This is a genomic window from Pseudomonas sp. StFLB209 (assembly GCF_000829415.1).
In the GTDB taxonomy this organism is placed as follows: Bacteria; Pseudomonadota; Gammaproteobacteria; order Pseudomonadales; family Pseudomonadaceae; genus Aquipseudomonas.
The window spans coordinates 3055001-3078565 of the sequence record NZ_AP014637.1; the positions used below are offsets into that span (position 1 = coordinate 3055001).

Sequence of the window (23565 nt, forward strand, 5' to 3'; positions counted from 1 at the left end):
ATGTCGGCTCATCACATCCTGGGGCTGAAGCCGGTCCCAAGGGTATGGCTGTTCGCCATTTAAAGTGGTACGCGAGCTGGGTTTAGAACGTCGTGAGACAGTTCGGTCCCTATCTGCCGTGGACGTTTGAGATTTGAGAGGGGCTGCTCCTAGTACGAGAGGACCGGAGTGGACGAACCTCTGGTGTTCCGGTTGTCACGCCAGTGGCATTGCCGGGTAGCTATGTTCGGAAAAGATAACCGCTGAAAGCATCTAAGCGGGAAACTTGCCTCAAGATGAGATCTCACTGGGATCTTGAATCCCCTAAAGGGCCGTCGAAGACTACGACGTTGATAGGTGGGGTGTGTAAGCGCTGTGAGGCGTTGAGCTAACCCATACTAATTGCCCGTGAGGCTTGACCATATAACACCCAAGCCATCTGCACAGCAGTGGCGGTGTGTGAAGACGATACAGCCGAAAGCTGATCAACAAACGCCGAAAAATGTTCACATAACCGAATTTGCCAGCGTGTGAAAACGCACTGGCTACCGAATTTCTTGACGACCATAGAGTGTTGGAACCACCTGATCCCATCCCGAACTCAGTAGTGAAACGATACATCGCCGATGGTAGTGTGGGGCTTCCCCATGTGAGAGTAGGTCATCGTCAAGATTCAAACACAGAACCCCTGATCGCTCTGCGATCGGGGGTTTTGCTTTTGCGCGCAGAAAAGTGCTGCGACAGCCCCAGGAGTAGATCAAAACATCCAGGTACAGGCACCGATCTGTAATTCACCGAGTCAAAATCGGCTAGGCAATCAGGATACAGTTTTCGACACGACTGACACCCGGCACTCCCCACGCCGCCTGCTCACAAGCGCTGCGCTCTCGCCAATGGCGAACATGCCCTTCAAGCTTCACCGCTTTACCATCAACGACAACGCGAATCTTGTTCGTATCCAGTTCTGCATTACGCGCCAAGGCCGCTTCGATACGACTCTTCACATCGTCGGCGGTGATCTTGGGTGTTACCACCAACAGGTTATTGATCCCAACGACCCCTGCCAACTTCTGGACGGCATCCTCAGCCGCTTGCCTCTGGTATTGCCAGTCGACTTCACCCTCAAGGGTGACCCACCCTTGCTGAACTTCAATCTGTATCCGGTCGGCAGCCGTGGCCGTATTCCAGCGGACCACATCCACGCAGCGCGAAGCGATACTTTCATCGCTTAGATCCAGGTCGCCGGGAACGCGTACCTCAATCTCTTGGGCAACCGCCTTCACGCCCTTGACGCTTTTCACGGCTCGCTCGGCCGCGATTTTCTCCGCATAGGTTTTGACATGCCCTGTCAGTCTGACAACGCCATTTTCTTCTATGGCAACGCCAATAGCGCCCGCGTCGATATGAGGCTGAAACTCAAGCTCATCGAGAATGGCGCGTCGCAGTGCAAAGTTGTTCATAATCACCCCCGATTATCAGGCTTATGACCCTGGTATGGGGATCCAGGGAAGGCCGTTATTGAAAGCCTGTACCTGGAGAAAAACGTTGAGTTTTGTCACGGCCTTGCGAAGGCGGCTGCACCTGCAGCTGGCTCTGGCCGGACTCCATGACGCAGTAAACAAGGATGCACTGTCGCTGTGCATAGGCATTGAACCCCGTTATCGAAGATCCAGAGTTTGATAAAGCTCCTCTTCCAGGGAAAAGTGCAGCGCCAGCAACGTATCCAGGCGGATGAGCAGTATCTGGATTTCCTTCAGGTCGACGTTCGAAGGCTGAGTTGCCAATTGCTGGTTCATGTGCCGAAGCAGGCCGATCATCCGGAAGAGTTCCCGGTGTGTATGGCTCAAGGCTCCCAGTGGGTCGTCGCCTTTCAGGTAATCGACAAGGCTGGGGTAAAGCTGCTCTTCGTCATCATGCTCATGGGGCAACAGCTCATTGTCGAATTGCTCCAGAAGGCTGCTCAATTCTTTTGTGGCTTGCTCGGCAGGCAGGCTTGAAAAGTTGTAGGCCATGCTGCTGAGCTGCTGAAGTATGTGTTTCATGTTCAGGTGCTCGGCGGCCAGCCGGTCCAGACGCTCATCGGGCAGCCCCCTGGCCCCCTGTCCGCGAGCGGCACCCGGTGCCCGCTGAGCTGGTTTAATGGCTCCGGACACCTCAATAGGGGAAACTGCACCTACTGAGGAGTCTCCATGAGCAAGAAGAACAGAAGCTTTGATCAGCTTTAAGCTGGAAGTCGCCAAGATGGTCAAGGATCAGGGCATGAGTGTCAGCCAGGTCTGTCGTGATCTGAACATCGGCGATACCGCTGTGCGTCGCTGGGTTCAGCAGTACGAATCAGAGCAGTTGGGCAATGCCGGGATTGGCAAGCCGTTGACCGCCGAGCAGCAACGTATCCGTGAGCTTGAGCGGCAAGTGCGCGACCTGAAACTGGACAATGACATCCTAAAAAAGGCTACGGCCTTCTTTGCCCGCGAGTTGAAGTGATCCACAAGGCGGTTCACCAATTACAAGGTAAGGCCTACCCGGTAGCACGTGTGTGCCGGTTATTGCGGATCAGCCGTTCCGGTTACTACGAGGCGGTTCAACGTGGGTTGGAAAAGGTGGTTGCCGACCCGAATGAAATCAAGCTCAAAGCGTTGTTTTACCGTAATGAACGCTGCTTTGGCAGTCGACGGCTAATCAAGGCGTTGCAGGCTGAAGGTGTTCAGATGGGGCTCTTCAAAGTCCGCAGGCTCATGAAGAAACTGGCACTGGTGGCGACTTGGAAACGCAAGTTCACGCATACCACCAACAGCAGACATGACCTGCCAGTCGCACCTAACCTGCTTGATCGGCAGTTCAATCCATCAAGCAGCAACACGGCTTGGGTGGCGGACATCACCTACATACGAACCCGCAGCGGCTGGCTCTACCTGGCCGTGGTCATGGACTTGTACTCACGCAAGATCGTGGGCTGGGCGATGGCGCCTCATATGCGCGCAGAGCTGGTGTGCAGCGCGATGCAACTGGCCATTGCACAACGACAACATGAGCCGGGACTGATTGCTCACTCTGACAGGGGCAGCCAGTACGCGGGCTCTGACTACCAGGCGCTGTTGGCACGTCATGGGATGAAATGCAGCATGAGCCGTAAAGGCAACTGTTGGGACAATGCGGTGATGGAGCGCTTCTTCCTGAACCTGAAAATGGAGCGCGTCTGGCGTAAGGATTACGCCAACCATGGCGAAGCGATAAAGGACATCACCGATTACATCGTACGGTTTTACAACGAAGGCCGACTGCACTCGACACTGGGCTATGTCTCTCCGAACCAGTACGAGCGACAGGCGGCCTGAAATCACCTACTGATGTGTCCGGAAAGATTTGACCAGCACATGATTAATAGTGGGAGTATCGGTTTGTAATTTTGGCTGGAATACCGATTGGAATACTGCGAGAAGTATTCCTGGTCTGCCGATGACCGGCTCGGGCGCCCAGCGTCGGGCGACCCAGGTCCAAGTGCGGTCACTGAGCTAAACAACCACGGGATAACATGCATCACCCCACAATGTGTCCGGGTTATCCAGCATCAGCAGAATGATGACCGGAACCAGCTTGCCGAGCAGGTTGGCGCAGTCACGCAGTTGATCTCGGTTGGCGCTGCTGTTCCAAGTGGCACCGCCATGCATGATCTGGTTGCGCAGGGTGTAGATCCGGTTGAACAGCACCCCTAGCACGGCCGCGGTGTTGCGATTGGCCAGTGCTTGCTGCGCGGTTTTACGACCGTTGGCAAAGCGTTCGGTCCACAGTGGCTCGCTGATCTTGCCGTTCTGGTAATCCCAGAAACTCTGAAACACATAAGGGTTGTCAAGCAAGACGCGAATACTGCCAGAGAACTCGGACCACACCAGATTTTCGATCAGGCTGCTCTTGTCCAAGGCACAGAGTTTTTCGAGAAATGCCTTAAAGGTGGCCTGTTCGGACAGGCGGAACTCTTCATCAATGTCCGTCGCGTATGCCGAGTTGAAGGCGATCCACAGAAAGATAAAGCGTCCATCAATATCATCCGTTTGCTCGGCGCGGTTCAGCCAGCTCAGTGCTCGATGAACACGCAAGGTGAGGTTGGGGTGATGGCCCTCACGTTCTTGGCGGTGTCGGGTCTTGAGTGCTTGATGGTCCATGAGGTGATGATCCTTGAGGGGGCGCGCGGTCCGTAAAGAGGTGATGTGTGTCTGAAAACTTTACAGTTAAATGAGCGACTCGCAGCTGGCGCTGGAAACTATCTGGCCAGGGCCCTCGAACCTGCTCCAATTGTTTACCTGTATGAACAGACAACGTGGACGCAGCCTGTCATTTTGCTTAGGGTATGGCCATTCGACACTAATTGAAAAGCGGCTGGCATGAAGCGTGATGAGTTCCTGGCACAACCCGAAGTCGAGGCTTTCATTGAATGGCTGGCAGCCAACTTGCCGGTACTCACCTTCAAGCTGCGATTCAAGTCCAGCAAGTTTGTGCCCGGCGGTTTAACGGTCGATGTACAGGGGATTGAGCAGGTCCTTGAGCATTACCGCTGGAAGGCAAGCTGGCGCGACAGCCACCAGAGCGCGGTCGACTCTGAAACCTGGATGTAGACACAGGGCTCGCTTAGGCAATTGCGTGAGTGGCTGTCTGCTGGAGTCCGCGCCGGTGATGAGCAACAAGCGCTTCAGGCCTGTTTGCAGATTCTGCGCTGGGGCGGCGTGCGGGGCGCCATTCCATTCTTGCATCGGCTGGCGGTCAGCGGCGAGTTGTCGAGCTACCTGAAGAAGATGGCTGGGCTCATGGCGCTCGATGCCGACAATGACCTGGGTGACCTCAGCAGTGTCGAGCGTTTCGATTCGGGCCTGACCAAGATTCACGCCCTGCTCGACTTGTCCGGTTCGCCGATCTATGACAGCCGTGTGGGCGCCGCGATTGCCATGTTGTATGCGCTGTTCCGCCAGCAGTGGGCAGGGCGTGGCAAACCTCTGCTGAGGTTCCCGTCCGGCGGCGCGCGTGGCGACCAAATCCGCAACCCCGGAGCGTTTGCCAATTGTTTGGCAGCGCCGCAGTTCTCGGCGATCGAGTACGCTGAGTGGGCGCGCTGGCAGGTCCGCTTGGGCTGGATTGTCCGCGCGTTGCTCGGGCGCACAGGCTGGTTTGCCGACCAAGGGGCAATGCCCGCGCGATGCCATGCATTCGAGGCGAGCCTTTTCATGCTCGGCTATGACCTTCGCTGCTTTGGCCTGACACCAGTACTTGAGGCCCAAGCTGTTGGCGAGCAGGGCGAAGTATCGCTGCGCGAGTCTGGCAATAGCGGCTGGGTGCCCACGGGTCATCCTTTTGGCCAGGTGCTTAGTGACTACTTGGCCTTCCGTCACAGCGGTGCGCCATACAATAAAGACGCGTTCGTTGACTGGCTGGTGGCTGAGCCGCGCAATGGAAAAACGCTCTCACGCGCTACTGCACAGAGCTATTGCTTCCCGTTTTCCATTGACGAGTTTGACGTGTTCGGCCGCTCGCTTGCTGCCCTTGAACGCATAGTTGAAGGTGGTGAGGACGGACTGCGGGCAGCCTTGTCTGGCGAAACGCTCGAGCCGTTCACGGTGGGGGACGAGCGCGTCAGTGTCTGCCTAATTGATGTATTGATCACTGGTATTGCCTATGCCCGCGCAGAGAGCGACAAGGAACGTGTCGACTACGTCGTAAACGCTGGCTATGCCGGTACCGAGAACTCCGCAAGAACACTCATGGCCGTAGGGCGCGGCGTAGGCAAGCACTTCGGCCTGCTCGATGTGCAGCACTTGCCAACGCCCTTGTTCGAGCAGTTCTACCAAGGTTGCTCGCTCGACGCCTGAGCCACGCCGGAGGCAATACAACCATGCAAACTCGAAATGGGACTCGGCTGTATTCCGCCTCGGACATCTGCGGCTTCCTGGAATGCCAGCATCTGACAGCGCTGGACCTGCAACACCTGGTCGCGCCGATGGAGAAAGCCCCGGCAAGCGAGCAGAACCGCTTGATCCAGGACAAAGGGCTGGCCCACGAAGCAGCATTTCTTGAACGGCTCAAAAGCAACCATGCCCATATAGTCGACATCGATGAGGGTAATCCGAGCTTCCCTCGGCGGGTGGAGCTGACCATCGAAGCCATGCAGGCTGGTGCGGACATCATCTTTCAGGCCTCGCTTCAGGAAGGCGCCTTTATCGGGCATGCCGACTTCCTGCGCAAAGTGCCTCGGCCGTCGGCGTTGGGTGGCCACAGCTATGAAGTGATCGACACCAAGTTGGCCAAGAGTGCAAAGGCCAAGTTTCTGGTGCAGGTTGCGCTTTATTCGCGGATGCTGATTGCGATTCAGGGCGTACAGCCGCAGTTCATGTACATCGTGCTGGGTGATGTTGCGCGTACCGAGCAGGCCTATCGGGTTGCTGACTACGCGGATTACCTAGAGCAGGTGCTGCAGCGTTTCACTGCGTTCGTGACCATTGACGGACCTCGGGTCACCTACCCGGACCCGTGTGGGCATTGTGGTTTTTGTGAGTGGCGTGATCGTTGCACTGAACAACGTCTGCAGGATGATCATCTTTCGGCAGTCGCTGGTATCAGCCGCTCGCAAATCAAGAAATTGCAGGTTGGCGGTGTGACCACCTTGCAACAGTTGGCGGCCAGTGGCGATGACTTGCGTATCCCCAAGCTGCAAGTGGAGTCACTGAACAAGTTACGCCATCAGGCGCGCCTGCAGTTTCAGGGGCGCTCCAGCGATACCCCGTTGTACGAGCTGTTGCCGGTCATGGGGCAGCGGCGTGGCTTTGGCCGTATGCCTTCTGCAGTCGAGGGTGATCTGTTCTTCGATATGGAAGGTAATCCTCTGGAGGAGGGTGGCCTGGAGTACCTCTTCGGCCTGTATTTAGACGAAGGCGGTGAACAAACCTTCAAAGCTTTTTGGGCGCACAGCCGGGACGAAGAAAAGATCGCGTTCGAGCAGTTCATCGACTGGGTCATCGCGCACCTTGAGCGTTACCCGAATGCGCATGTCTACCACTATGCCAGCTATGAAGAAACTGCCATCAAGCGCCTGATGAGCCAGCACGGTACGCGAGAGGCGCAAGTGGACTGGCTGCTGCGCAGTGGCAAATTGATTGACCTTTACAAGGTGGTGCGTGAAGCGATCCGGGTGTCGGAACCCAGCTACTCGATCAAGAACATCGAACACTTCTACATGGCAAAGCGCGACGGTGATGTTACCAATGCCGGTGCGAGCATCGTGTTCTATGAGCGCTGGAAAGAGACTGGTGAGCCAGCATTGCTCGAGCAGATCGAGCGGTACAACGAAGACGATGTGCTTTCTACGTATCTGTTACGCAACTGGCTTGCAAACATAAGTCCGTTGGGCGTCGAGGCTCTTCGTACCGCATGCTGAGGGCGAGAAAGCCGTAGCAGAGCAGAAGGAGATCGAGGTTCTGCTGGCAAATTATCGTGATCGACTGCTTGCTGGCTTGCCGTCCGAGAAATGCGCACTGAGCGACGAGGATCAGGTCAGGGTACTGACCTTCCAACTGCTCGACTTCTACCGTAGGGCAGAAAAGCCGGTGTGGTGGCAGTTGTTCAGCCGCCAGGACATGACGACCGAAGAGTTGCTGGAGGATATCGAGAGCCTCGCCGGTTTGCAGCGTACAAAAACACCGCCGGAACCGATCAATAATTCGTTCCTGTTCGAATACAGTTTCGAGCCGCAGGAAAGCAAAATGCGTTCGGGATCCCAAGGTGTCATCCCAGAATCGTTGGCCAGTGTGCAACTGGTCAGTCTGGACCATGACGCGTGCCTGGCGACATTCAAGGCCACCGCAAAAAAGGCGCCACCGGACGCCTTTGACATGATTCCCGGCAGGCCAATACCGTCCACGCCGCTGCGCAAGGCACTGTTTCGTTATGCCGATAGCGTCTTGGCTGGTGAGCAACGCTTCCAGGTGGTGGCGGATTTCCTTCATCGACGCGCACCACGGGTTAAAGGCATCGAGCCGGGTGCGCCTCTGCTTGATCCGGACCTGGCAACGACCGATGCCATCAAGCAGGTGGTACGCAACCTCGAGGACAGTGTGCTGTTCATTCAGGGGCCGCCAGGTGCCGGGAAGACCTACACCGGCTCGCATGTGATCGTTGACCTGCTCAAAGCCGGCAAGCGCATCGGGGTAACCTCCAATTCGCACTATGCCATCAACAATCTCTTAGCGGCTGTTGAAGCGCGTGCACAAGTAGAGGGCGTCACATTCAAGGGACTGAAAAAGTCATCGGAAGGCGAGGGCACGGATTTCACTGGCCGTTGCATCCGCTCCATCGAGGACAAAAAGGAGTTCCTCGACAACTGGGGCCCGGCTATCGACCTGAGCGCCGGGACTGCTTGGTTGTTTGCCGATGCGAGCTTCACCGAACAGTTGGATTATCTATTCATTGATGAAGCAGGGCAGCTGAGCGTGGCGAATCTGGTCACCATGGGCATGGCGGCACGTAACATCGTGCTGATGGGTGACCAGATGCAGCTATCGCAACCTGTGCAAGGCGTGCATCCGGGCCGTTCCGGTGACTCTACCCTCGACTACCTGCTGGACGGCACGCCTGCCATCGCGCCCGACCGAGGGGTGTTCCTGGCGCAGACTTGGCGGATGCATCCTCAGGTTTGCTCCTTCATTTCCCTGGCAGTATACGAAGGCCAGCTCACATCGGCGCCGGGTACCGAGCGGCAGTTGTTGCTGCTCGACGGAGAGCGACCAGAAGTACCGGACAGCGGGCTGATGTTCTGCCCTGTGGAACATGATGGCAATGGCCAGAGTTCCGAGGAGGAGGCTGCCTATGTCAAAGCGCTGTACGAGTACTTCTTGCGTCAGCGATATGTGGACAAGAACGGTGATGAATACGTGGTTACCAGTGAAAACATTCTGGTCGTGGCGCCTTACAACCTGCAGGTTCAGCTGTTGAGGCAGGTTCTGCCTGCCGGCGCGCGTGTTGGAACCGTGGACAAATTTCAGGGGCAAGAGGCGGAAATTGTCATCGTATCTATGGCGACGTCGAATGAAGACTACCTGCCAAGGGACATTGGCTTCCTGTACTCGAAAAACCGTTTGAATGTGGCGGTCAGCCGCGCCAAAACGCTGGCTTGCATCGTTGCCAGCCCGGACCTGACGGCCATTCGCTGCCAGACGCCGCAAGACATGAATCTGGTCAACGGCTTGTGTATGGCGACCCGCTATGGAGGGGAGGAAAAGCAGTCGTCCCGGAGTGAAGTGTTTCTATCTATTCGGGAAAACGTGTCATGACTTATCCGCCCGCTTTGCTTGCCGTGATGGAAAAGACTCTCAAGACGACGCGCTTCGGCATCGACGACCTGTTGGCGCTAGAAATAGGAGTCTGGCATGCCGCCGTGCTTTTCGACGACACCGAGCACTTGCGGCTATTTGCTCCTGCAGCGATGAACGAGCGCGACCGCGCCGAAAACACGCCACTGGACATCGCCTACCGGCTCAACCGCTCGATATGGATCGACAGGTTGGAGGCGTTCGGGGCCGAGGGAGACAAGGCGCTTCTGGACTGGAAAGGCCTCAGCAGCTTTCTGACCCCTGTCAACCATGATCGTTTGCCCAGCAAACGCGGCATCATCAAGGCGCTCGCCAATCGATACCGGCAGGGCCGCAGTCTGAATGACCGTGATGCGGCAGGTAATACTCCACTCCATTGGCTGGCCGCGCATGGCCACAGCAAGGCTGCGAACTACTTCGCCAACCACTACCGGACCTTCTGCCTGGACCTGAGCGCGAGGAACAGCGAGGGCCACACCGCCCGAGACGTTGCCAGGCTGGCGGGCCATCACGACATAGCGGCGCAGCTGTTAATCCGGGAAATCGACAACTACCTGGGCGCGGCATATATCTGGCAGCAGATGTGTGCAGACCGCAGCAGTTACAGCCGTAGCTGAACCTCTGTGAGCGGAACATCGACCAAGGGCATTGAGCCCCTCGTCTGAGAGACTCGCGATTTCAATCATGCAATAACCACGGCTTCAGCTCTTTGAGGTTGCTCACTACAATCTGCTGGGCCTCGGGGCTCATGGCCAGGCTGCGCCGGTCAATCTGATAGCGCTGCAGCACATACTTCACCAGCGCCCTGCGGCTGGGCACAATTAACTGCCCCTGGGTCATACCGAAGTCTGTTTCGATGATTGCCTTCTGCGCTTCGTTCAAGCGTCCATCGGGCTCGATGATCACCGGAATCTCGGTGTTCCAGTCTTCATCCAGCTCGCGCGTGTTCGGTGAGGCGTCGAGCAAATCCGGCTGCCCGCGCAAGCGGCTCAGCACGAAGTCGCGGTATTGGCCATTCTTTTCGCAGTAAGCCCGCACATGCCAGCGCATGCCGGTGTAGACCAGCGTGTGAGGGGCGATCAGGCGAACCTCGACGTTGGGGGTGTTGAACGACACGTACTCGGTTTCCAGGCGCAGGCCCTCACGGCAGGCCTTGAGCAAAGGGCGCAGGACCTCCGGGCGGATGGGTCGATCCGGCACCTCCAGCACCTTGGTGTGCGCATAGGCCAGTGCGAGGCCGTCGATGTGCGGGGCCCGCTCATTGTTCTGGTAGAGCAGATGAAGATAGGCGCTGGCGCTGTCGTCGATGAACAGCGGCTTGAACTGCTTGCTCGGTACATACCCTTTGAGCTGCTTGTCATATGTCAAGTTTTTGGGCGCATGCTCGGTGATGTAGGTGTTGATGTCCTTGGACGCCTGCTGACGGCTGATGCCAAAGCTCTGCATCAGGTGCCCCGTGGTCAGCCGGCCTTCCCACCAGGCAACGGTCTCGATCAAACGATAGCGAAGTGCCAGGTCCCAGCGTACCTGCTCAATGGATTGCTTGCGTTTCATACCCTCTCCATGTGCGCGATTAGTTTACCTGTACAAGTCTACATTCTAGACGTGTAGTTTTTCATTACATATCTTCGATTTGTCTTCGGAATACATCGGGGGCAGCAAAGGATATGAGCATGACTATGCCGGAAGTGGTTGCAACAGGGGCCTTGGTGGCGATGGGGATCATCCTGCTGGTGCTGATTCAGCAGGCTTTGAAGCTCGGTGAGCTTGGGAAAAAGGTCGAGCACTGCCAGAGGGACCTGCGCTGGCTACAGATTTGGGAAATGGAAAACCGCGAGCTGCGGTCGGCGTTGCGCGCGGAGCGGGAGTATGTTGCGCAGTTGCAGCGCAAGCTGGTGATTTTGCAGGACCTAGCTTCTGGTGAAGGGTGTTAATGGACGATATGAACAGAATTGAACGGATCAGCGGCTGCCTGCTGGGGGGAGCCGTCGGAGATGCGCTGGGCTCTCCCGCGGAGTTGCTTGAGTGGCCTGTGATCGAGGCCAGGTTCGGGCCGCAGGGCGCCAGTGATTTTGCCCCGGCGTTTGGCATCACCGGTGCGATCAGCGATGCTACCCAGATGATGCTATTCACCGCAGAAGGCTTGCTGAGGGCTTGTGTGCTAGGGAGTTCGCGGCAGGTATGTCATGTCCCCAGCATTATTCATCATGCGCTGCTGCGTTGGCTGACGACCCAGGATTACCCCTCGGTGATACCGGTCGCCACAGATGGCTGGCTGATCAGGCAAATGGAGCTCTGGTCGCGTCGTTCGCCAGACATCACCTGCATGAGTGCGCTCAAGCTCAGTGGATGGTTGGGTATGGTGGCCAAAAACAACAGCAAGGGCTGCGGTGCCTTGGTTCGTGTTGCACCCTGCGCATTCTTCGCCAATGCATTTGACTATGCATCGCAGTCCGGGCGACTGACGCACGGGCACCCGACGGCCTACTTGGCGGCAGGGCTGTTCGCCGACCAGCTTCAGCGTGTTGTAGATCGGCAAGCCAGCCTGGAGCACGCTGTGACGCAAACTTTGGCCCGGTACGGGAAGTACCTGGGATGGAAGATATCTGTGGCCTTGTCGAGCGTGTGCTGTTCTTCTTTTACGAGGGCTATGCACCGACCCCGCATCGCATTGGTAATTTTGTCGATGGCTGGGCTGCCGAGCAGGTGCTGGCGATTGGGCTGTGGTGCGCGCTGACGGCGCCCTCGTTCGAAGAAGGGGTGATCACGGCGGTGAATCACAGTGGTGACAGTGCCAGCACGGGGCTTGTAGTCGGGCACTTGCTGGGGGCGCTGCATGGTGCTGGCGGCATTCCGGCCCGCTGGCTCGAACGCCTGGAACTGCGCCAGGTGATTGCGCAGGTTGCCGAAGACATTGAGCGCGTTCCGCTTGACTACTGTGGGATTGGCGGCGCGTTCGATCAGCAGATCGAGCTGGCTTATCCCGGTAGTTGAATGTGGTTAATGCAACGAGTTTGTACTGGGATCAAGGAGTTTGAGCATGCCCATCAAACCCAGGCCCTTCACTTTTGAATGTGAAGGTTGCGGTTGGACGAAAACAGTGGCGCCGCGCAGTGATGCGTTGGTGCCTGGTGATTGGGTTGATCAGTGCCCGAAATGTGGGGGTGGGGTGCTGAAGATGCGCCCTGCGGGGTGGCTCGAGGGAGCGCTGGCAAAGCTGTTGGCGCGGGAGCGGTTTTGAGCGTTTGGTGTGTGAGGGGGGGCGAGATAGGACCATGTGAGAAGCGCGAGCGACATATGCATGAAAATTTTACACGTAATAGTTGTTAGCAGTTTATGTCGAAGCGTGTGGTGTGTCCGATGATCCGAAATCCGCTGTATTTGTTTACCTGTGTTAATGCACAGCTTGGACGGGATGGTGGCTTTTTGCTTAGGGTACTAGCAGACATCGATCAACTAGGAGTGACCAGCCATGAAGAATATCTTTGCCGTTGTCGGTTTTATCGTGGTCGCCACCAAGGGCTATGAGCTGTACCGCGAGTACAGCGAGATGAAGCGCGAGAAAAAGGCGCGGGAGGCGGCGGCCGGTTCAGTGTGATGCGTGTCGAGTCATGGCAGAAAGCTATCTTTCGGGGTAGGCTGGGAGTGGCTTAGCGCCCGCCGATCACACAAGGAAACGGATCTTGGCTACACAAACCATCGAGCAGTTCTTCACCGGAAAGACCCTCGAAATTCCCGCCTACCAGCGCGACTACGCCTGGACGACCAGCAATATCGATGACCTTTTCGAGGATATCGAAGAGGCCATGGAACTGGATGGAGGCCATTACCTGGGCACATTCATCCTCTCCCAGACGGGCAAGACGGCGCCGGTCAAGGTTGTGGACGGCCAGCAACGCCTGACGACGTTGACTCTGCTGCTCGAGGCGCTGGTAGATGCGGTGGAGGAACCGGCGATCAAGGAGCATTACCGAGGCACTTATATCAAGCATCCGGTGCACGGCCCGAAATTCACGGTACTTGGCGTCAACCAAGCGTTTTTCTCAGCGCTGCTCAACGATCAGCACCCCCAACCGGGGTCCGACGGGCAGCAGCGTCTGCTGGTAGCCCATCAGTGGATTCGTCAGCGGGTGGCAGATATCAGGACCCGCCAGGGGCAGGAAGCCATCAAAAATTGGCTGCTGGCGATCAGCCGCCTTGAGGTGCTGGATTTCACTGAGGTCAACGAAGGAAAGGCCATCCGCATGTTCCAGTCGGTGAATGATCGTGGCGTGCCGCTGGCCAAGATGGATATCGCTAAAAGCCTGTTGATCTACTACTCCAACCGCTTTCTGGACGGCCAGTTGGATGCCTTGGTTTCCGAACGTTTTGGCGAGGCGTTCCGCTGCTTCAGCCGCTTGAAGAAGCTGGCTGCAGAGACGGGTTACCAGATACGTGTGATTAATCGCGACCCTTTCCGTGAAGATGATGTACTGCGCTATCACTACTTCGCCTTTGATGGCGAAAAGCATGACGTGCAAGCGGGTGCGGATCATGGAGCTACTTCGGAGACGGTGCTGGAATCGTTCCTCAAGCCTGCACTAAAAGGCATGCGCAACGACCCTGAGCGCCTGGTGGCTTTCATCGAAGATTACGTATGCGACCTGGAGCGGTTCTTCAAAGGCCTGCTGGCACTGGCTGAGTCTACCCGCAGCAATCGTGAACTGTACTTGCTGCTGGTCGTGCAGGACCTTGCTGCGACTCTCTACCCGCTGCTGGTGCGCTTGCACAATGAACAGATGCTTGATGTTCGCGTGCCGGAGCATCTGGATTACACCTTGCTGCAACTGGTCGAGCTGGCGGATTTGCGCGTATTCAAGTTGCAGGGCACCAACCCGCAGGCGGACATGGCCGCACTGATGCGCGATTTCGGTCGTTTGAGCCCGCTGCAGATTGCCGAGCGCCTGGTGTATTTCTGCCAGCGCTTCATGCCCAGTGCCCGCTTCGAGGCCAAATTGGCCAATGACGACATGTTCAGAAACCCGGGCCTGCCGCGCATTCTTCTCGAGGCCGAAGGTACGGCGAGACGTGCTATGGGCCAGCTTGATCTGGATATCGCCGACCTGGTGCTGATCAACACTGAGGGTCTGACGATCGAGCACATCCTGCCTCAAGAAACCACGTTCGGAGTGCGCATGTATGGCTTCCACAGTACGGAGTCGTACTACGAGCATCTCCACCTGATCGGTAACCTAGCGCCGTTGGAAAAGCGTATCAACAGTGCATGCAGCAATTGTTCTGCTGAGAAGAAGATGAGCGAACCCAAGCTCTACAGGAATTCGCAGTTCAACTTGATCAAGGCATTGGCCGCCGGTGGTGCCAACGCTAGCCCCGCTTACTCGAAGAACGCCGTAGTGGAGCGGAGCCAGGCGCTGGCCAGTTTTGCGGTGAAACGCTGGCCGCTGACGTCGGCTGATCTGGTCGAGGTGTAAACCGCTACGACTGACGAGCACGAACCGTCGCTCCGATTCTGGGCCTTGGCCAATTTGGCATTAGGGGCGGGCGGCGGTCAGGCTGCTCAATGGATCGCTTGTGTGCCTTGGAATGGATGGCAGGTGAACTATGGAGGGGAAAGACAATGCCGATTCGTCCGATGCCTTATAGGTTTGAATGTTCAAAATGTAGCTGGAGCAAGAGGGTTGCCCCCGCCAGCGACGCCTTGCTACCAGGGCAGTGGTACGAATGCTGCCCAAGCTGTGGCGGGCCTCTCTGCAGAAAAGTCTTGAGCGGGCCGATACAGCAGTTGCTCGCCCAATGGTGGGTGTCGATGCGACCCAAGTGAACTTGACAGCCGTGATGGCAAAATGCAACTTTCCGGGCGAATTGGATCCGGCCGAGGACGATTAGGGAACGATATGAGTAAGGCTCAAGATTTCTCCAAGCTTTACGCTCGAGTAGCGAGCGACATTGCCACTGCCCTTGACGATGTCTCCAGACTGGATGTCAGCAATGACAATGGAAATGCGCACCTTGCAAGCGTCAAGGAAAAGCTAGGTGATATGAAGTCGCGCTTTGACGGCGAAATCTCCTACCTGGAAAAACACGCCGAATGGGAAAACTTCACCATTGCGTTCTTCGGTGAAACCAACGCAGGCAAGAGCACCATCATCGAGAGCCTGCGCATCCTTTTCGAAGAGAAGAAGCGCCAGGCCCTGATTGAGCGCAACCAGGCGACCGCCAGCGATATCCAGGCGGTGTTCTCGAGCAAAAGCGACGAACTTATCGAAGAGCTCAGCACCCGCTATGTCAGCTTCTGTGAAGACATTGCCACGCTGGGCGACGACATCGGCGCGCTGGTCAATCAGACCCAGCGTGACCTGCAGAGCACGCGTCAGCAGCTTGAACACACCCAGCAGGATTACGCTTACTGCAAAGAGCGCCTGAACGTTGCGACAAACGATCTGGACAGCACCCGGCAAGCGCTGCAGGGCACTGAAACGCGTCTGGCGGATAACCAGAAAGAACTGGCCCGGAATCAGGGTGAACTGCAGCAAGTTGAACAACAGTTGCAAGGTGTACGTGCAGACTTCCAGCGCAGTCAGCAGCAACTTACGGAGCAAGGGGCTCAGTTGCAGGCCGTTCAGGCGCAATTGGGCGAGTGCCTGAGCCAGAGCGAAGCTGTCCGCACTTCGTTGGAACAGCAGGCAAAATTGAAGCTGGTGATCGGATTGGTAGGTGGTGTGGTGATCGGTGTCATCGCCGGTGCCTTGGGCTACGCGCAGTTGCTGTAAGCCTGGGCATAGATGGCTCTGTAGTTACCTCCCTACCTTAGAATCCGGACCCAACCCATGCGCGAACAACATTCCTTGAGCGAGTTGGTCAGCGACAGGCTGCCAACCCTGCTGAAACAACAGCAACAACTCGAACGCCTGCAGCGTACTGCTGGCCAGGTCGATGGCGAAATTGTCGGCACCGGCCAGGCAGACTTCACCCAGGACAACGTGATCTATCAGTTCCGCCATCAGGGCAAGAGCTTTCAACTGATCGACGTGCCGGGCATCGAGGGTAACGAGTCGAAGTATGAAGCGATGGTTCAAGCCGCCATCGCCAAGGCCCACTTGGTGTTTTATGTGAACGGCACCAACAAGAAACCCGAGGTTGAGACTGCCAAGAAGATCAAGCATTACCTCAATCGTGATGCCAAGGTTTACGCGATCTGTAACCTGCGCGGCAAGGCCGACTCCTATGAGTTCGACCGTGACCGTGAAGCGCTGGAGCGTACTCACAAAGATGCTGTCGAAACCCGTGAGCAAACGCGCGAAGTGCTCGAAGGCATTCTTGGTGCGGAACTCGTCACTGGATGCCAGAGCCTGCAAGGTCTGCTCGGTTTTACTGGTGTGGCGTTCGATGAGCGTGGCCTGAGCAGCATTCATCCGAGCCGTACCGATCTGATCAAATCGCAACGTGCCTACAAGCAGGACTTTGCCAGCCAGCAGGCGATGCGCAACTTCAGCCAGCTGGATCAGTTGCACAAGGTCATTGGTGATGGCTGCGCCAACTTTGAAGTCGATATTGTTGAAAGTAACAAGCGCAAGGTGCTGCGTTTGCTGCAGGACACCGTGAACGACCTGCAGAAGCAGCGGGATGAGCACCAGGTGTTTTGCCTGAAAATCGGCAAGGAAGTCATGGAGTGCCAGGATGTCATTCGCAAAAGCTTCCAAGCCCTCAAGAGCAGCTTCAGCTCACAGCGCAGCAGTGCACTGGATCGTTTTTTCAGTGAGCTGACTTCGGCAGCGCGCACCGCAGTCGAAGAAAACTTCAGCGACAAGGATGATGTGGAACGCGTTATTGAGCGGCACGTCAAGGATGGCCAGCAGCGACTAACTGACAAGTTGCAGGCGACCCAGGAGAAGTTGCTCAGCGACCTGTCCGAGGCTATTGAAAAGGCAGCCAAGCGCTTGCAGGAGAATGCTCAAAGGGTGAGCTTCCAGCAGCGTTTGAGTGAGGCGGCAAATAATTCGCTGTCACTGAGCAACGCCATGGACGCCATCAGCTTCAACTTTTCTGATGTGGGTAGCTTCCTGTTGAGTGTGGGGGGCTATGCCTTGAGTGGATTTGGTATCGGTACGGTATTCCCAGGGATTGGCAACATCGTCGGAGCGATTGTCGGCGGCCTGTTTGGGCTGCTGGCTGCCGGCTTGAGCTACTTCTTCGGGGGCCGTGACAAGAAGATTGCCGAGGCGCAGAAGCAGGTTGCCGAGGCCATTGATACCGAGCGTAAAAAGGTCAAGAAGACCTTCGATAACGATACAGACGAGATGCTGACCAAGGTTGAACAGCAAATTGAGTGTTCGGTCTTGCAGCCGCTGACGGATGAGCGGCGCAAGATGGCCGATGTCACCGCCTTGTTCGATGAAAAGATCACCTCTATTCAGGCACTGAAAAACCAAGTGGAAGCCAAACCCTATGGAACAATTTAAGCAGTTCAACGCCAGCAAGACCGAGGTCATCAAGTCGCTCGACAACCTCCAGAAACTGGTAGGCGCGCTTGAAGCCCTAGGGCTGGACGTCTCCCAAGACATCGAGAAGATCAGGAAGGCCATTGGTGATGTGCAGTCCGATGCGTTGCGCATCGCTTTGCTGGGTGCGTTTTCCGACGGCAAGACCAGCGTAGTCGCGGGCTGGCTTGGCCAGGTCATGAGGGACATGAAGATCGATACCAATGAGTCCTCGGACGCGCTGGCCATCTACCGTCCAGACAACCTTCAGGACCGCTGCGAAATCGTCGACACCCCTGGGCTGTTCGGTGACAAGGAAAAGGCTGCAGATAACGGCGCTTTGGTTCAGTACGGTGATATCACCAAGAATTACATTTCCGAAGCTCATCTGATCTTCTACGTGGTCGACGCCACCAACCCGCTCAAAGAGAGCCACCAGGACATCGTTCGCTGGGTGCTCCGCGATCTGAACAAATTGAGCTCAACCATCTTCGTCATCAACAAGATGGATGAGGTGGCTGATTTGCGCGATGCCGAAGAGTTTGAGCAGCAGAGCGTGATCAAGAAGAACAACCTCCTGGATAAGCTGCAGCGTTTCGTTGATCTCACCGCCGCTGAGCGTGAGGCGATCAACGTAGTGTGCGTTGCCTCGAACCCGAACAGCCGTGGCCTGGAGTTCTGGCTCGAGCAAAAAGACCTGTATGACCAGCGTTCGCGGATCGGCGAACTCAAGCAGGTCACTCAGCAGGTGTTGGACGGCAGCGGCCGTGAAACCTTGATCAAGAAGACCGGCATTGATGTAGTGCGTGATGTATTGAGCAAGAAAATTGCCGGAGCGCAAGACGAGCTCATCAGGCTGAAACTGTTGGCTGATAACCAGCGTCTGGACGCCGTGCGAATTCAGGAAGACATCGCTGAGGGCAAGAAGAATATTCTTACGACTGTCGGCAATTTGTACGAGTCGTTGAACAACCTCGAGACCGATTTGCTAAACAGCATCCGCACACTGCCACGTGACGAGGTGCATGCCTTCCTTGAGACACACATTGGTTTCTCGAACAACGATATTGGCGAAAAATTGCGTTTCCGCATCGATCATCTGTTCAGCACTGCATTCAATCAGTCCTCGAACATCATGAGCGGCATCAGCGCGAAAATCGAACACCAACTGGATAGCTCCTCGGATTTTGCTGACAGTATCACTGCATCGGCACTGACAGCTTCAAGCCGGGCGCTGTCAGCGGTATCGAGGATTCCCGTTGAAAGCATCAAGAGCGGGGTGTTCCTGGCACGCGAGACCCTGAAAAACCTCACTGGCTATGTTTACAAGTTCAAGCCTTGGGAGGCGACCAAGCTGGCCGCCAACATCAGTCGTTGGGCGGGGCCGATCGGTGCCGGCATTCAGGTGCTGACCGATGTCATCAGTGTTGTCCAGCAGCAGCGTGCCGAGGCCGAGCTCAAGCAGTTGCAGAACGATCTGGCCGAAGTGGTGAAAAGCCACTTTGCCGAACCGATGAAATTGCTCCAGGATCGCGACAAGGTGATGGAAATCTTCGCACCGCAGATCAAGGTGTTCGAGACGATTCTGGTTGAGCAGCAAGCCAGCCTCGACACCCTGGGGAACCGTCAGGCCCAACTGGCAGAGCTTGAGACCCACCTCAGTCAGGCGTTCGGCTCGCAGTCTGTGATCGAAGGCGAGTATCGAGTAGTCTGATCCGCCGAGCTTGGCCAGCCACAAGGCTGGCCAAGTTTCTTCAAAGCGTCAGAGCAACCCTTCGTTATCGAGCTTGAAGCGGGCGTAGAAGATAATCGCAACGGCCGGAATCAAAGCCGAGTAACCCGGTTGTACCGCGCTTTTCAAGTTGGTCACCGCAGCCTTGATGCGCTGGGTCGGAATCAGATCAGCCAGCGTCGACATTGCAGATGCGGAAATCAGCGTCAGTTCTTTGCTGGCTTTTGCAGGGGCAGCCTTGCGGTATTCGGGCTTGGGCGCCTCAGGAGTCGAAAAGTAGGAAGTCATAGTAAGGCTTGCCGCCAACGCATCGACTTGCTCGAAATAACCCTTCTCGGACATGGCATCCATCTGCGCCACGATGTCCTTCCTTGCCGCTAGCACATGACCCTCGCCGAATGAAGAGCGGAAGCACTTGCTGATGAGCAGCGCCTCCATTTCGATCACCTGCGCGCAGTCGTGCAGCTCGCTCACCAGGTCGTAGTGCTCGGCCAGCATAAGCAGAACTTGCACATACTTGAGGCCACGTCCTCGTGCCAGGTTGACCAGGCAGTGGCCGCCCAGCAGTTGGAACTCCCTGGCCAGCGGATAAACCGAGTTGTCGATCTCAAGGCTCGCCCAACTGCTGCTGCGTACGTGCTTGACGACCTGATCGCGGATCCGGCCACTGGTCAGTTCGAGCAGGTCATAAAGCAAGTGGTCGGTGACGACAGGGTCGGGCTTCTCGATCGTTGGCTGGGGCTGGTTCAGAGCGGGTATCCCGCCTTTGTAGCCCTGGAAACCTGAAGCGCGCAGAACCTTTTCCAGACCGGGCCAATAGTCGGTATGACCGAAGCCGGGCATTAGCACATCCTCGCAGTGTTCGACTTTTTGCCGGCCCGCGCTGCTTTCCCCCAAGTTTAACAGCAATACGTAGTCATCGCTTGAGCGGGCATTGTAGAGCTTGCCCTTGATGCGCTTGCCGATGGCGAACGCTTCATCCCCCGACAGTTCGGTGGCGGCCGCCATCAACAGCACGTCGCCAATCTCCAGGTTGCCGTCGGTAGGCTTTTTCATCGAGTCGAGCAGGGCACTTACTACCACTCGACCGCCCAGAGAGTGGCCGATCAGATTCACCCGCGATATGTAAGGGTGGTGTTGGAAGAGATAGCGCTCAAGTTGCTGAAGCAGTGTCTTGCCCATCTCCGTGGCACGGTTGCGGCTGGTGTTGAAGTGCACCGCCCGATCCGCCACCGCGGCGACAGTGCCGGCGAGCACGTTGAACCGGGCAAGCGCCGACACACCGCCACTGGTCATTGTGTCGAACTGGCTCCAGTGCCCCGACGGCCAGAAGGCGAAGATGTTGCTGCAGTTGTGCAGGGAGGACGGAATGCACTTGCGCAATGCACAACGGTCTTCCATGTCGTGGCCGGCGGAGTAACCGTGAATGAAGACGTTGGCAACTTCACCGGAGCGCTGGGGGAGGGTATGGAACTTGAATTGAGGGTTCACGACATGAGATTCAAGGCTAGGTGGGAGCCGGATGATGGCAGTTGGCCTTTTTCTTGTAAACGGGTGGGTAGCCGTTGATTTTCCGCGTTTGAATAACTTGTTTTCCGAAGAAAAGTCAGGCGATCTTAGGAACAGTTGAGAGACTTGGTAGCCAGACAGGCCCCCCAAGTGTCTCGCCAGGAGCTCGATGCTGCGCTTGTGAAGCTTCAGTTCTCCGGCGCACTGCGTCAGTTGCAAAGTGAAAAGGGGGGCCTCTGGGCGATGGGGCCAGCAGAAGAGGAGCTTTTCGAAAACATCAATCCTGATGTGCTTGAGCAGATCCTCAATCCCGGAGAGTTCGTGGAAGTGGATGTGGATCAGCTACTGGCTGAGCTGGAGGCCATGATCGTCCGGGCACGGAAGTAAACTGAGCAAGTCCGGCTAGGGACTCTCCGATCAAGTTGCCCATCAGCCGGAAATGGACGGCTTGGGCATGCCGAAAAGCCCGATTTTCAGCCGCTGATTATTGGATAACCAAGGCACAGCCTTGGTTTTCTGCCTCCACGGGCGCACCTCTCCCGCAGCAGGCAATAATTGCCGGCGCACCATCCACAGATTCGACAGAGCAAACAGTGTGGTCAGTTGCGCCGTGTTCTTGGCCAAGCCACGGAAGCGGGTTTTCACATAGCCGAATTGGCGCTTGATCACACGGAATGGATGTTCGACCTTCGCTCGTGCCTGCGCTTTGACATTCTCGATCTTGCGTCTGGCTTTGTAGAGCACGCTGCGTTTACTCAAGTGCTTGTAGGTGCTACGACGAGCCGCAATCTGCCAGATCACCGGCCTTCCTTCATGCTCCGACCGCTTCTCCACGCCGGTATAACCCGCGTCGGCACAGATAACACTTTCTTCGCCATGCAACAGGTGAGCGACCTCCGTTACATCAGCCACATTCGTCGCTGTGCCGTGGACGTGGTGCACCAGCCCCGACTCAGCATCGGCACCGATATGCGCCTTCATGCCGAAGAAATACTGATTACCTTTCTTCGTCTGATGCATTTCAGGATCGCGTTTGCCTTCCTTCTTCTTGGTCGAACTGGGTGCGTGGATGATGGTGGCGTCGACGATGCTGCCTTGACGCAACGACAGGCCCTTGTCTCGCATGTAATTGTTGATGGTTTCCAGAATGCCCGCCGCCAACTGATGCTTCTCCAGCAGGTGCCGGAAATTCATGATCGTCGTGTCTTCGGGTATCGGAGCGCTGAGCGTCAGACGAGCAAACTGGCGCATCGAAGTAATCTCGTACAGCGCCTCTTCCATGGCTGGATCGCTCAACGAGAACCAGTTCTGCAGCAGGTGAATGCGCAGCATGGTTTCCAGTGGATACGGCTTGCGGCCACCGCCAGCCTTTGGGTAGTGAGGCTCGATCAACGCCACTAACCCACTCCACGGAACCACCTGCTCCATCTCGGCCAGGAAACGCTTGCGACGGGTTTGCTTGCGCTTACCGGCGTACTCGAAATCGGAAAAGCTCATTTGACTCATGGGATGGCGGGCTTGTAGAGGGCAATTGGACAGAGTGCTATTTCAGCACAGGTCAGATGAGCTGTGCTGACTTGATCGGAGAATCCCTAGGCACGCTGCCTCCGGATTGGGTGATTCTGTCGTCGACCGCATAACCAGGAGCTTCCGCCCGGTGCCCGATAATCCGACTGCCTACGCCAAATGCTTCGATGCCGTGCTTGCTTACATCGAAGGCCACCTTGAAGGTGACCTCTCGGTCAACACGCTGAGCGAGGTTGCGCATTTCTCGGTTTATCACTTCCACCGGCAATTCACCGCCTATGTGGGCGTGCCGGTTTATGTGCAACTGATGCGCCTGCGGCGGGTGGCGTCCAGTGCGCACTACTCGATGCTGGACGCCTCGCTTGACGCCAGTTTCGACAGCAGCCGAACTGGCAGACCTGGCATGAGGTTTTCGCTGTTCCCCACTTTTCCAGGAGCATAACCATGCTGGTACGTATCGTTGATTTCGCCGAAGTCCGGGTCGCTGCCCTCGAACACCGCGGCTCTCCCGCACAGCTTGACGAAAGCGTGCGCCAATTCATCCAGTGGCGGATGGGAAGCGGGCAGTCGCCGGTATGCGCGAGCCGCACCTTCGGCATTCCATATGGCGATCCTGACACGACGCCAGCGGAAGATTACCGCTTCGACATTTGTGGCGAAATCGAAGAGGCGGTGGCGCCGAACGACTATCGAGGGCGCGAGTTGATTATCCCCGGCGGCCGTTGTGTGGTCGTTAGCCATATCGGCTCGCCCGATCACATTGGTGAGAGCATCAATCCGATCTATCGCGACTGGCTGCCCGACAGTATCGAAGAACTCCGTGATCATCCGTTGTTCTTCCACTACCTGAGCGTCTTTCCTGAAACGCCGCTGGACGAGTGGCACACGGATATCTATATCCCGTTGCAGTAGGGACGGAGTCAGACTCCTTGATCGGTGGTTTTTATACTCAGCGATATGTCAATTATGTGTACAGGTTGATCATCGCGGCGCA

At 56.6% G+C, this 23565-nt stretch carries 18 protein-coding genes, 2 rRNA genes and 4 pseudogenes (1 of these 24 running past the window's edge); 18 read left to right on the plus strand and 6 right to left on the minus strand.

Going from position 1 to position 23565, the window contains the following annotated elements:
• Both PSCI_RS13605 and rrf read left to right on the plus strand, forming a co-directional pair.
• Window positions 1-402, plus strand: a 23S ribosomal RNA gene (locus tag PSCI_RS13605); it begins 2490 nt to the left of the window's first position.
• 133 nt (window positions 403-535) lie between these two features.
• Window positions 536-651 (plus strand): 5S ribosomal RNA (gene rrf / locus PSCI_RS13610).
• Window positions 652-788: 137 nt separating this feature from the next.
• Here rrf and PSCI_RS13615 read toward each other — a convergent pair.
• Window positions 789-1439, minus strand: a complete 651-nt coding sequence (locus PSCI_RS13615) for a BON domain-containing protein (RefSeq protein ID WP_045494292.1) — start codon at window positions 1437-1439, stop codon at window positions 789-791.
• 198 nt (window positions 1440-1637) lie between these two features.
• Window positions 1638-2132: a hemerythrin domain-containing protein gene (locus tag PSCI_RS29785; protein WP_045487607.1), complete on the minus strand. Its 495-nt coding sequence runs from the start codon at window positions 2130-2132 to the stop codon at window positions 1638-1640.
• A 36-nt stretch (window positions 2133-2168) separates the two neighbouring features.
• On the opposite strand from PSCI_RS29785, the pseudogene PSCI_RS13630 reads away from it, so the two are divergent.
• Window positions 2169-3314: pseudogene (locus PSCI_RS13630) on the plus strand (IS3 family transposase).
• 177 nt (window positions 3315-3491) lie between these two features.
• On the opposite strand, the gene PSCI_RS13635 reads toward PSCI_RS13630, so the two are convergent.
• Window positions 3492-4139 carry a HEPN domain-containing protein gene (locus PSCI_RS13635; protein ID WP_045487611.1) on the minus strand — a complete coding sequence of 216 codons (648 nt, stop codon included), beginning with the start codon at window positions 4137-4139 and terminating at the stop codon, window positions 3492-3494.
• Between the two features lie 219 nt (window positions 4140-4358).
• Between PSCI_RS13635 and PSCI_RS29790 the strand changes: the two genes are divergently transcribed.
• The 5 genes from PSCI_RS29790 to PSCI_RS13655 all read left to right on the plus strand — a co-directional run bounded on the left by PSCI_RS29790 (window position 4359) and on the right by PSCI_RS13655 (window position 9943).
• Window positions 4359-4589 carry a hypothetical protein gene (locus tag PSCI_RS29790; RefSeq protein WP_231906413.1) on the plus strand — a complete coding sequence of 77 codons (231 nt, stop codon included), beginning with the start codon at window positions 4359-4361 and terminating at the stop codon, window positions 4587-4589.
• Between the two features lie 21 nt (window positions 4590-4610).
• Window positions 4611-5834, plus strand: coding sequence for a hypothetical protein (locus tag PSCI_RS13640; protein WP_231906415.1), 1224 nt, complete (start codon window positions 4611-4613; stop codon window positions 5832-5834).
• 23 nt (window positions 5835-5857) lie between these two features.
• Complete coding sequence (locus tag PSCI_RS29625) at window positions 5858-7396, plus strand: TM0106 family RecB-like putative nuclease (RefSeq protein ID WP_045487613.1); 1539 nt, start codon at window positions 5858-5860, stop codon at window positions 7394-7396.
• A gap of 76 nt (window positions 7397-7472) precedes the next feature.
• Window positions 7473-9287: a DEAD/DEAH box helicase gene (locus PSCI_RS29630; RefSeq protein ID WP_197540949.1), complete on the plus strand. Its 1815-nt coding sequence runs from the start codon at window positions 7473-7475 to the stop codon at window positions 9285-9287.
• Complete coding sequence (locus PSCI_RS13655) at window positions 9284-9943, plus strand: ankyrin repeat domain-containing protein (RefSeq protein ID WP_045487615.1); 660 nt, start codon at window positions 9284-9286, stop codon at window positions 9941-9943. Before PSCI_RS29630 ends, PSCI_RS13655 begins: the two co-directional genes overlap by 4 nt.
• Before the next feature lie 61 nt (window positions 9944-10004).
• Here PSCI_RS13655 and PSCI_RS13660 read toward each other — a convergent pair whose 3' ends face one another.
• A complete protein-coding gene (locus PSCI_RS13660) occupies window positions 10005-10880 on the minus strand; it encodes a WYL domain-containing protein (protein ID WP_045487618.1) in 876 nt (291 codons plus the stop codon).
• Between the two features lie 119 nt (window positions 10881-10999).
• Here PSCI_RS13660 and PSCI_RS13665 point away from each other — a divergent pair, with 119 nt between their 5' ends.
• From PSCI_RS13665 to PSCI_RS13695, 8 genes and pseudogenes are all read left to right on the plus strand, one after another.
• A complete protein-coding gene (locus PSCI_RS13665; RefSeq protein ID WP_045487621.1) occupies window positions 11000-11260 on the plus strand; it encodes a hypothetical protein in 261 nt (86 codons plus the stop codon).
• An 8-nt stretch (window positions 11261-11268) separates the two neighbouring features.
• Window positions 11269-11835: pseudogene (locus PSCI_RS29975) on the plus strand (ADP-ribosylglycohydrolase family protein); the annotation flags it as partial.
• A gap of 86 nt (window positions 11836-11921) precedes the next feature.
• Window positions 11922-12320, plus strand: coding sequence for an ADP-ribosylglycohydrolase family protein (locus PSCI_RS29980; protein ID WP_269451207.1), 399 nt, complete (start codon window positions 11922-11924; stop codon window positions 12318-12320).
• Window positions 12321-12798: 478 nt separating this feature from the next.
• Complete coding sequence (locus tag PSCI_RS29985; protein WP_269451208.1) at window positions 12799-12924, plus strand: hypothetical protein; 126 nt, start codon at window positions 12799-12801, stop codon at window positions 12922-12924.
• Window positions 12925-13009: 85 nt separating this feature from the next.
• The gene (locus PSCI_RS13680) at window positions 13010-14797 is read left to right on the plus strand and encodes a DUF262 domain-containing protein (RefSeq protein WP_045487625.1); all 1788 of its coding nucleotides are present in this window, start codon (window positions 13010-13012) and stop codon (window positions 14795-14797) included.
• 567 nt (window positions 14798-15364) lie between these two features.
• Window positions 15365-16096, plus strand: coding sequence for an AAA family ATPase (locus PSCI_RS13685; protein WP_231906417.1), 732 nt, complete (start codon window positions 15365-15367; stop codon window positions 16094-16096).
• A gap of 57 nt (window positions 16097-16153) precedes the next feature.
• Window positions 16154-17785: a GTPase gene (locus tag PSCI_RS13690; protein WP_045487631.1), complete on the plus strand. Its 1632-nt coding sequence runs from the start codon at window positions 16154-16156 to the stop codon at window positions 17783-17785.
• Window positions 17772-19517, plus strand: coding sequence for a LeoA/HP0731 family dynamin-like GTPase (locus PSCI_RS13695; RefSeq protein ID WP_045487634.1), 1746 nt, complete (start codon window positions 17772-17774; stop codon window positions 19515-19517). The genes PSCI_RS13690 and PSCI_RS13695 overlap by 14 nt, the downstream gene beginning before the upstream one ends.
• A 48-nt stretch (window positions 19518-19565) precedes the next feature.
• On the opposite strand, the gene PSCI_RS13700 is transcribed toward PSCI_RS13695, so the two are convergent.
• Entirely contained in the window at window positions 19566-21194 is a 1629-nt protein-coding gene (locus PSCI_RS13700; protein ID WP_231906418.1) for a DUF726 domain-containing protein, read from the minus strand.
• Here PSCI_RS13700 and PSCI_RS13705 point away from each other — a divergent pair, their 5' ends adjacent.
• On the plus strand, window positions 21195-21431 hold the full coding sequence (locus tag PSCI_RS13705) for a hypothetical protein (protein WP_144403246.1): 237 nt from the start codon (window positions 21195-21197) through the stop codon (window positions 21429-21431).
• Window positions 21432-21572: 141 nt separating this feature from the next.
• Here PSCI_RS13705 and PSCI_RS13710 read toward each other — a convergent pair.
• Window positions 21573-22550: pseudogene (locus tag PSCI_RS13710) on the minus strand (IS5 family transposase); the annotation flags it as partial.
• 151 nt (window positions 22551-22701) lie between these two features.
• Between PSCI_RS13710 and PSCI_RS13715 the strand changes: the two are divergent.
• Window positions 22702-23483: pseudogene (locus PSCI_RS13715) on the plus strand (AraC family transcriptional regulator).
• The last annotated feature ends 82 nt before the right edge of the window (window positions 23484-23565 follow it).

What these genes read in the sequence shown, in the direction of transcription:
- PSCI_RS13615 (WP_045494292.1), bottom strand. Translation starts at nt 1,439, where the DNA reads ATGAACAACTTTGCACTGCGACGCGCCATTCTCGATGAGCTTGAGTTT.
- PSCI_RS13635 (WP_045487611.1), bottom strand. Translation starts at nt 4,139, where the DNA reads ATGGACCATCAAGCACTCAAGACCCGACACCGCCAAGAACGTGAGGGC.
- PSCI_RS29790 (WP_231906413.1), top strand. Translation starts at nt 4,359, where the DNA reads ATGAAGCGTGATGAGTTCCTGGCACAACCCGAAGTCGAGGCTTTCATT.
- PSCI_RS29625 (WP_045487613.1), top strand. Translation starts at nt 5,858, where the DNA reads ATGCAAACTCGAAATGGGACTCGGCTGTATTCCGCCTCGGACATCTGC.
- PSCI_RS13655 (WP_045487615.1), top strand. Translation starts at nt 9,284, where the DNA reads ATGACTTATCCGCCCGCTTTGCTTGCCGTGATGGAAAAGACTCTCAAG.
- PSCI_RS13660 (WP_045487618.1), bottom strand. Translation starts at nt 10,880, where the DNA reads ATGAAACGCAAGCAATCCATTGAGCAGGTACGCTGGGACCTGGCACTT.
- PSCI_RS13665 (WP_045487621.1), top strand. Translation starts at nt 11,000, where the DNA reads ATGACTATGCCGGAAGTGGTTGCAACAGGGGCCTTGGTGGCGATGGGG.
- PSCI_RS29980 (WP_269451207.1), top strand. Translation starts at nt 11,922, where the DNA reads ATGGAAGATATCTGTGGCCTTGTCGAGCGTGTGCTGTTCTTCTTTTAC.
- PSCI_RS29985 (WP_269451208.1), top strand. Translation starts at nt 12,799, where the DNA reads ATGAAGAATATCTTTGCCGTTGTCGGTTTTATCGTGGTCGCCACCAAG.
- PSCI_RS13685 (WP_231906417.1), top strand. Translation starts at nt 15,365, where the DNA reads ATGAAGTCGCGCTTTGACGGCGAAATCTCCTACCTGGAAAAACACGCC.
- PSCI_RS13690 (WP_045487631.1), top strand. Translation starts at nt 16,154, where the DNA reads ATGCGCGAACAACATTCCTTGAGCGAGTTGGTCAGCGACAGGCTGCCA.
- PSCI_RS13695 (WP_045487634.1), top strand. Translation starts at nt 17,772, where the DNA reads ATGGAACAATTTAAGCAGTTCAACGCCAGCAAGACCGAGGTCATCAAG.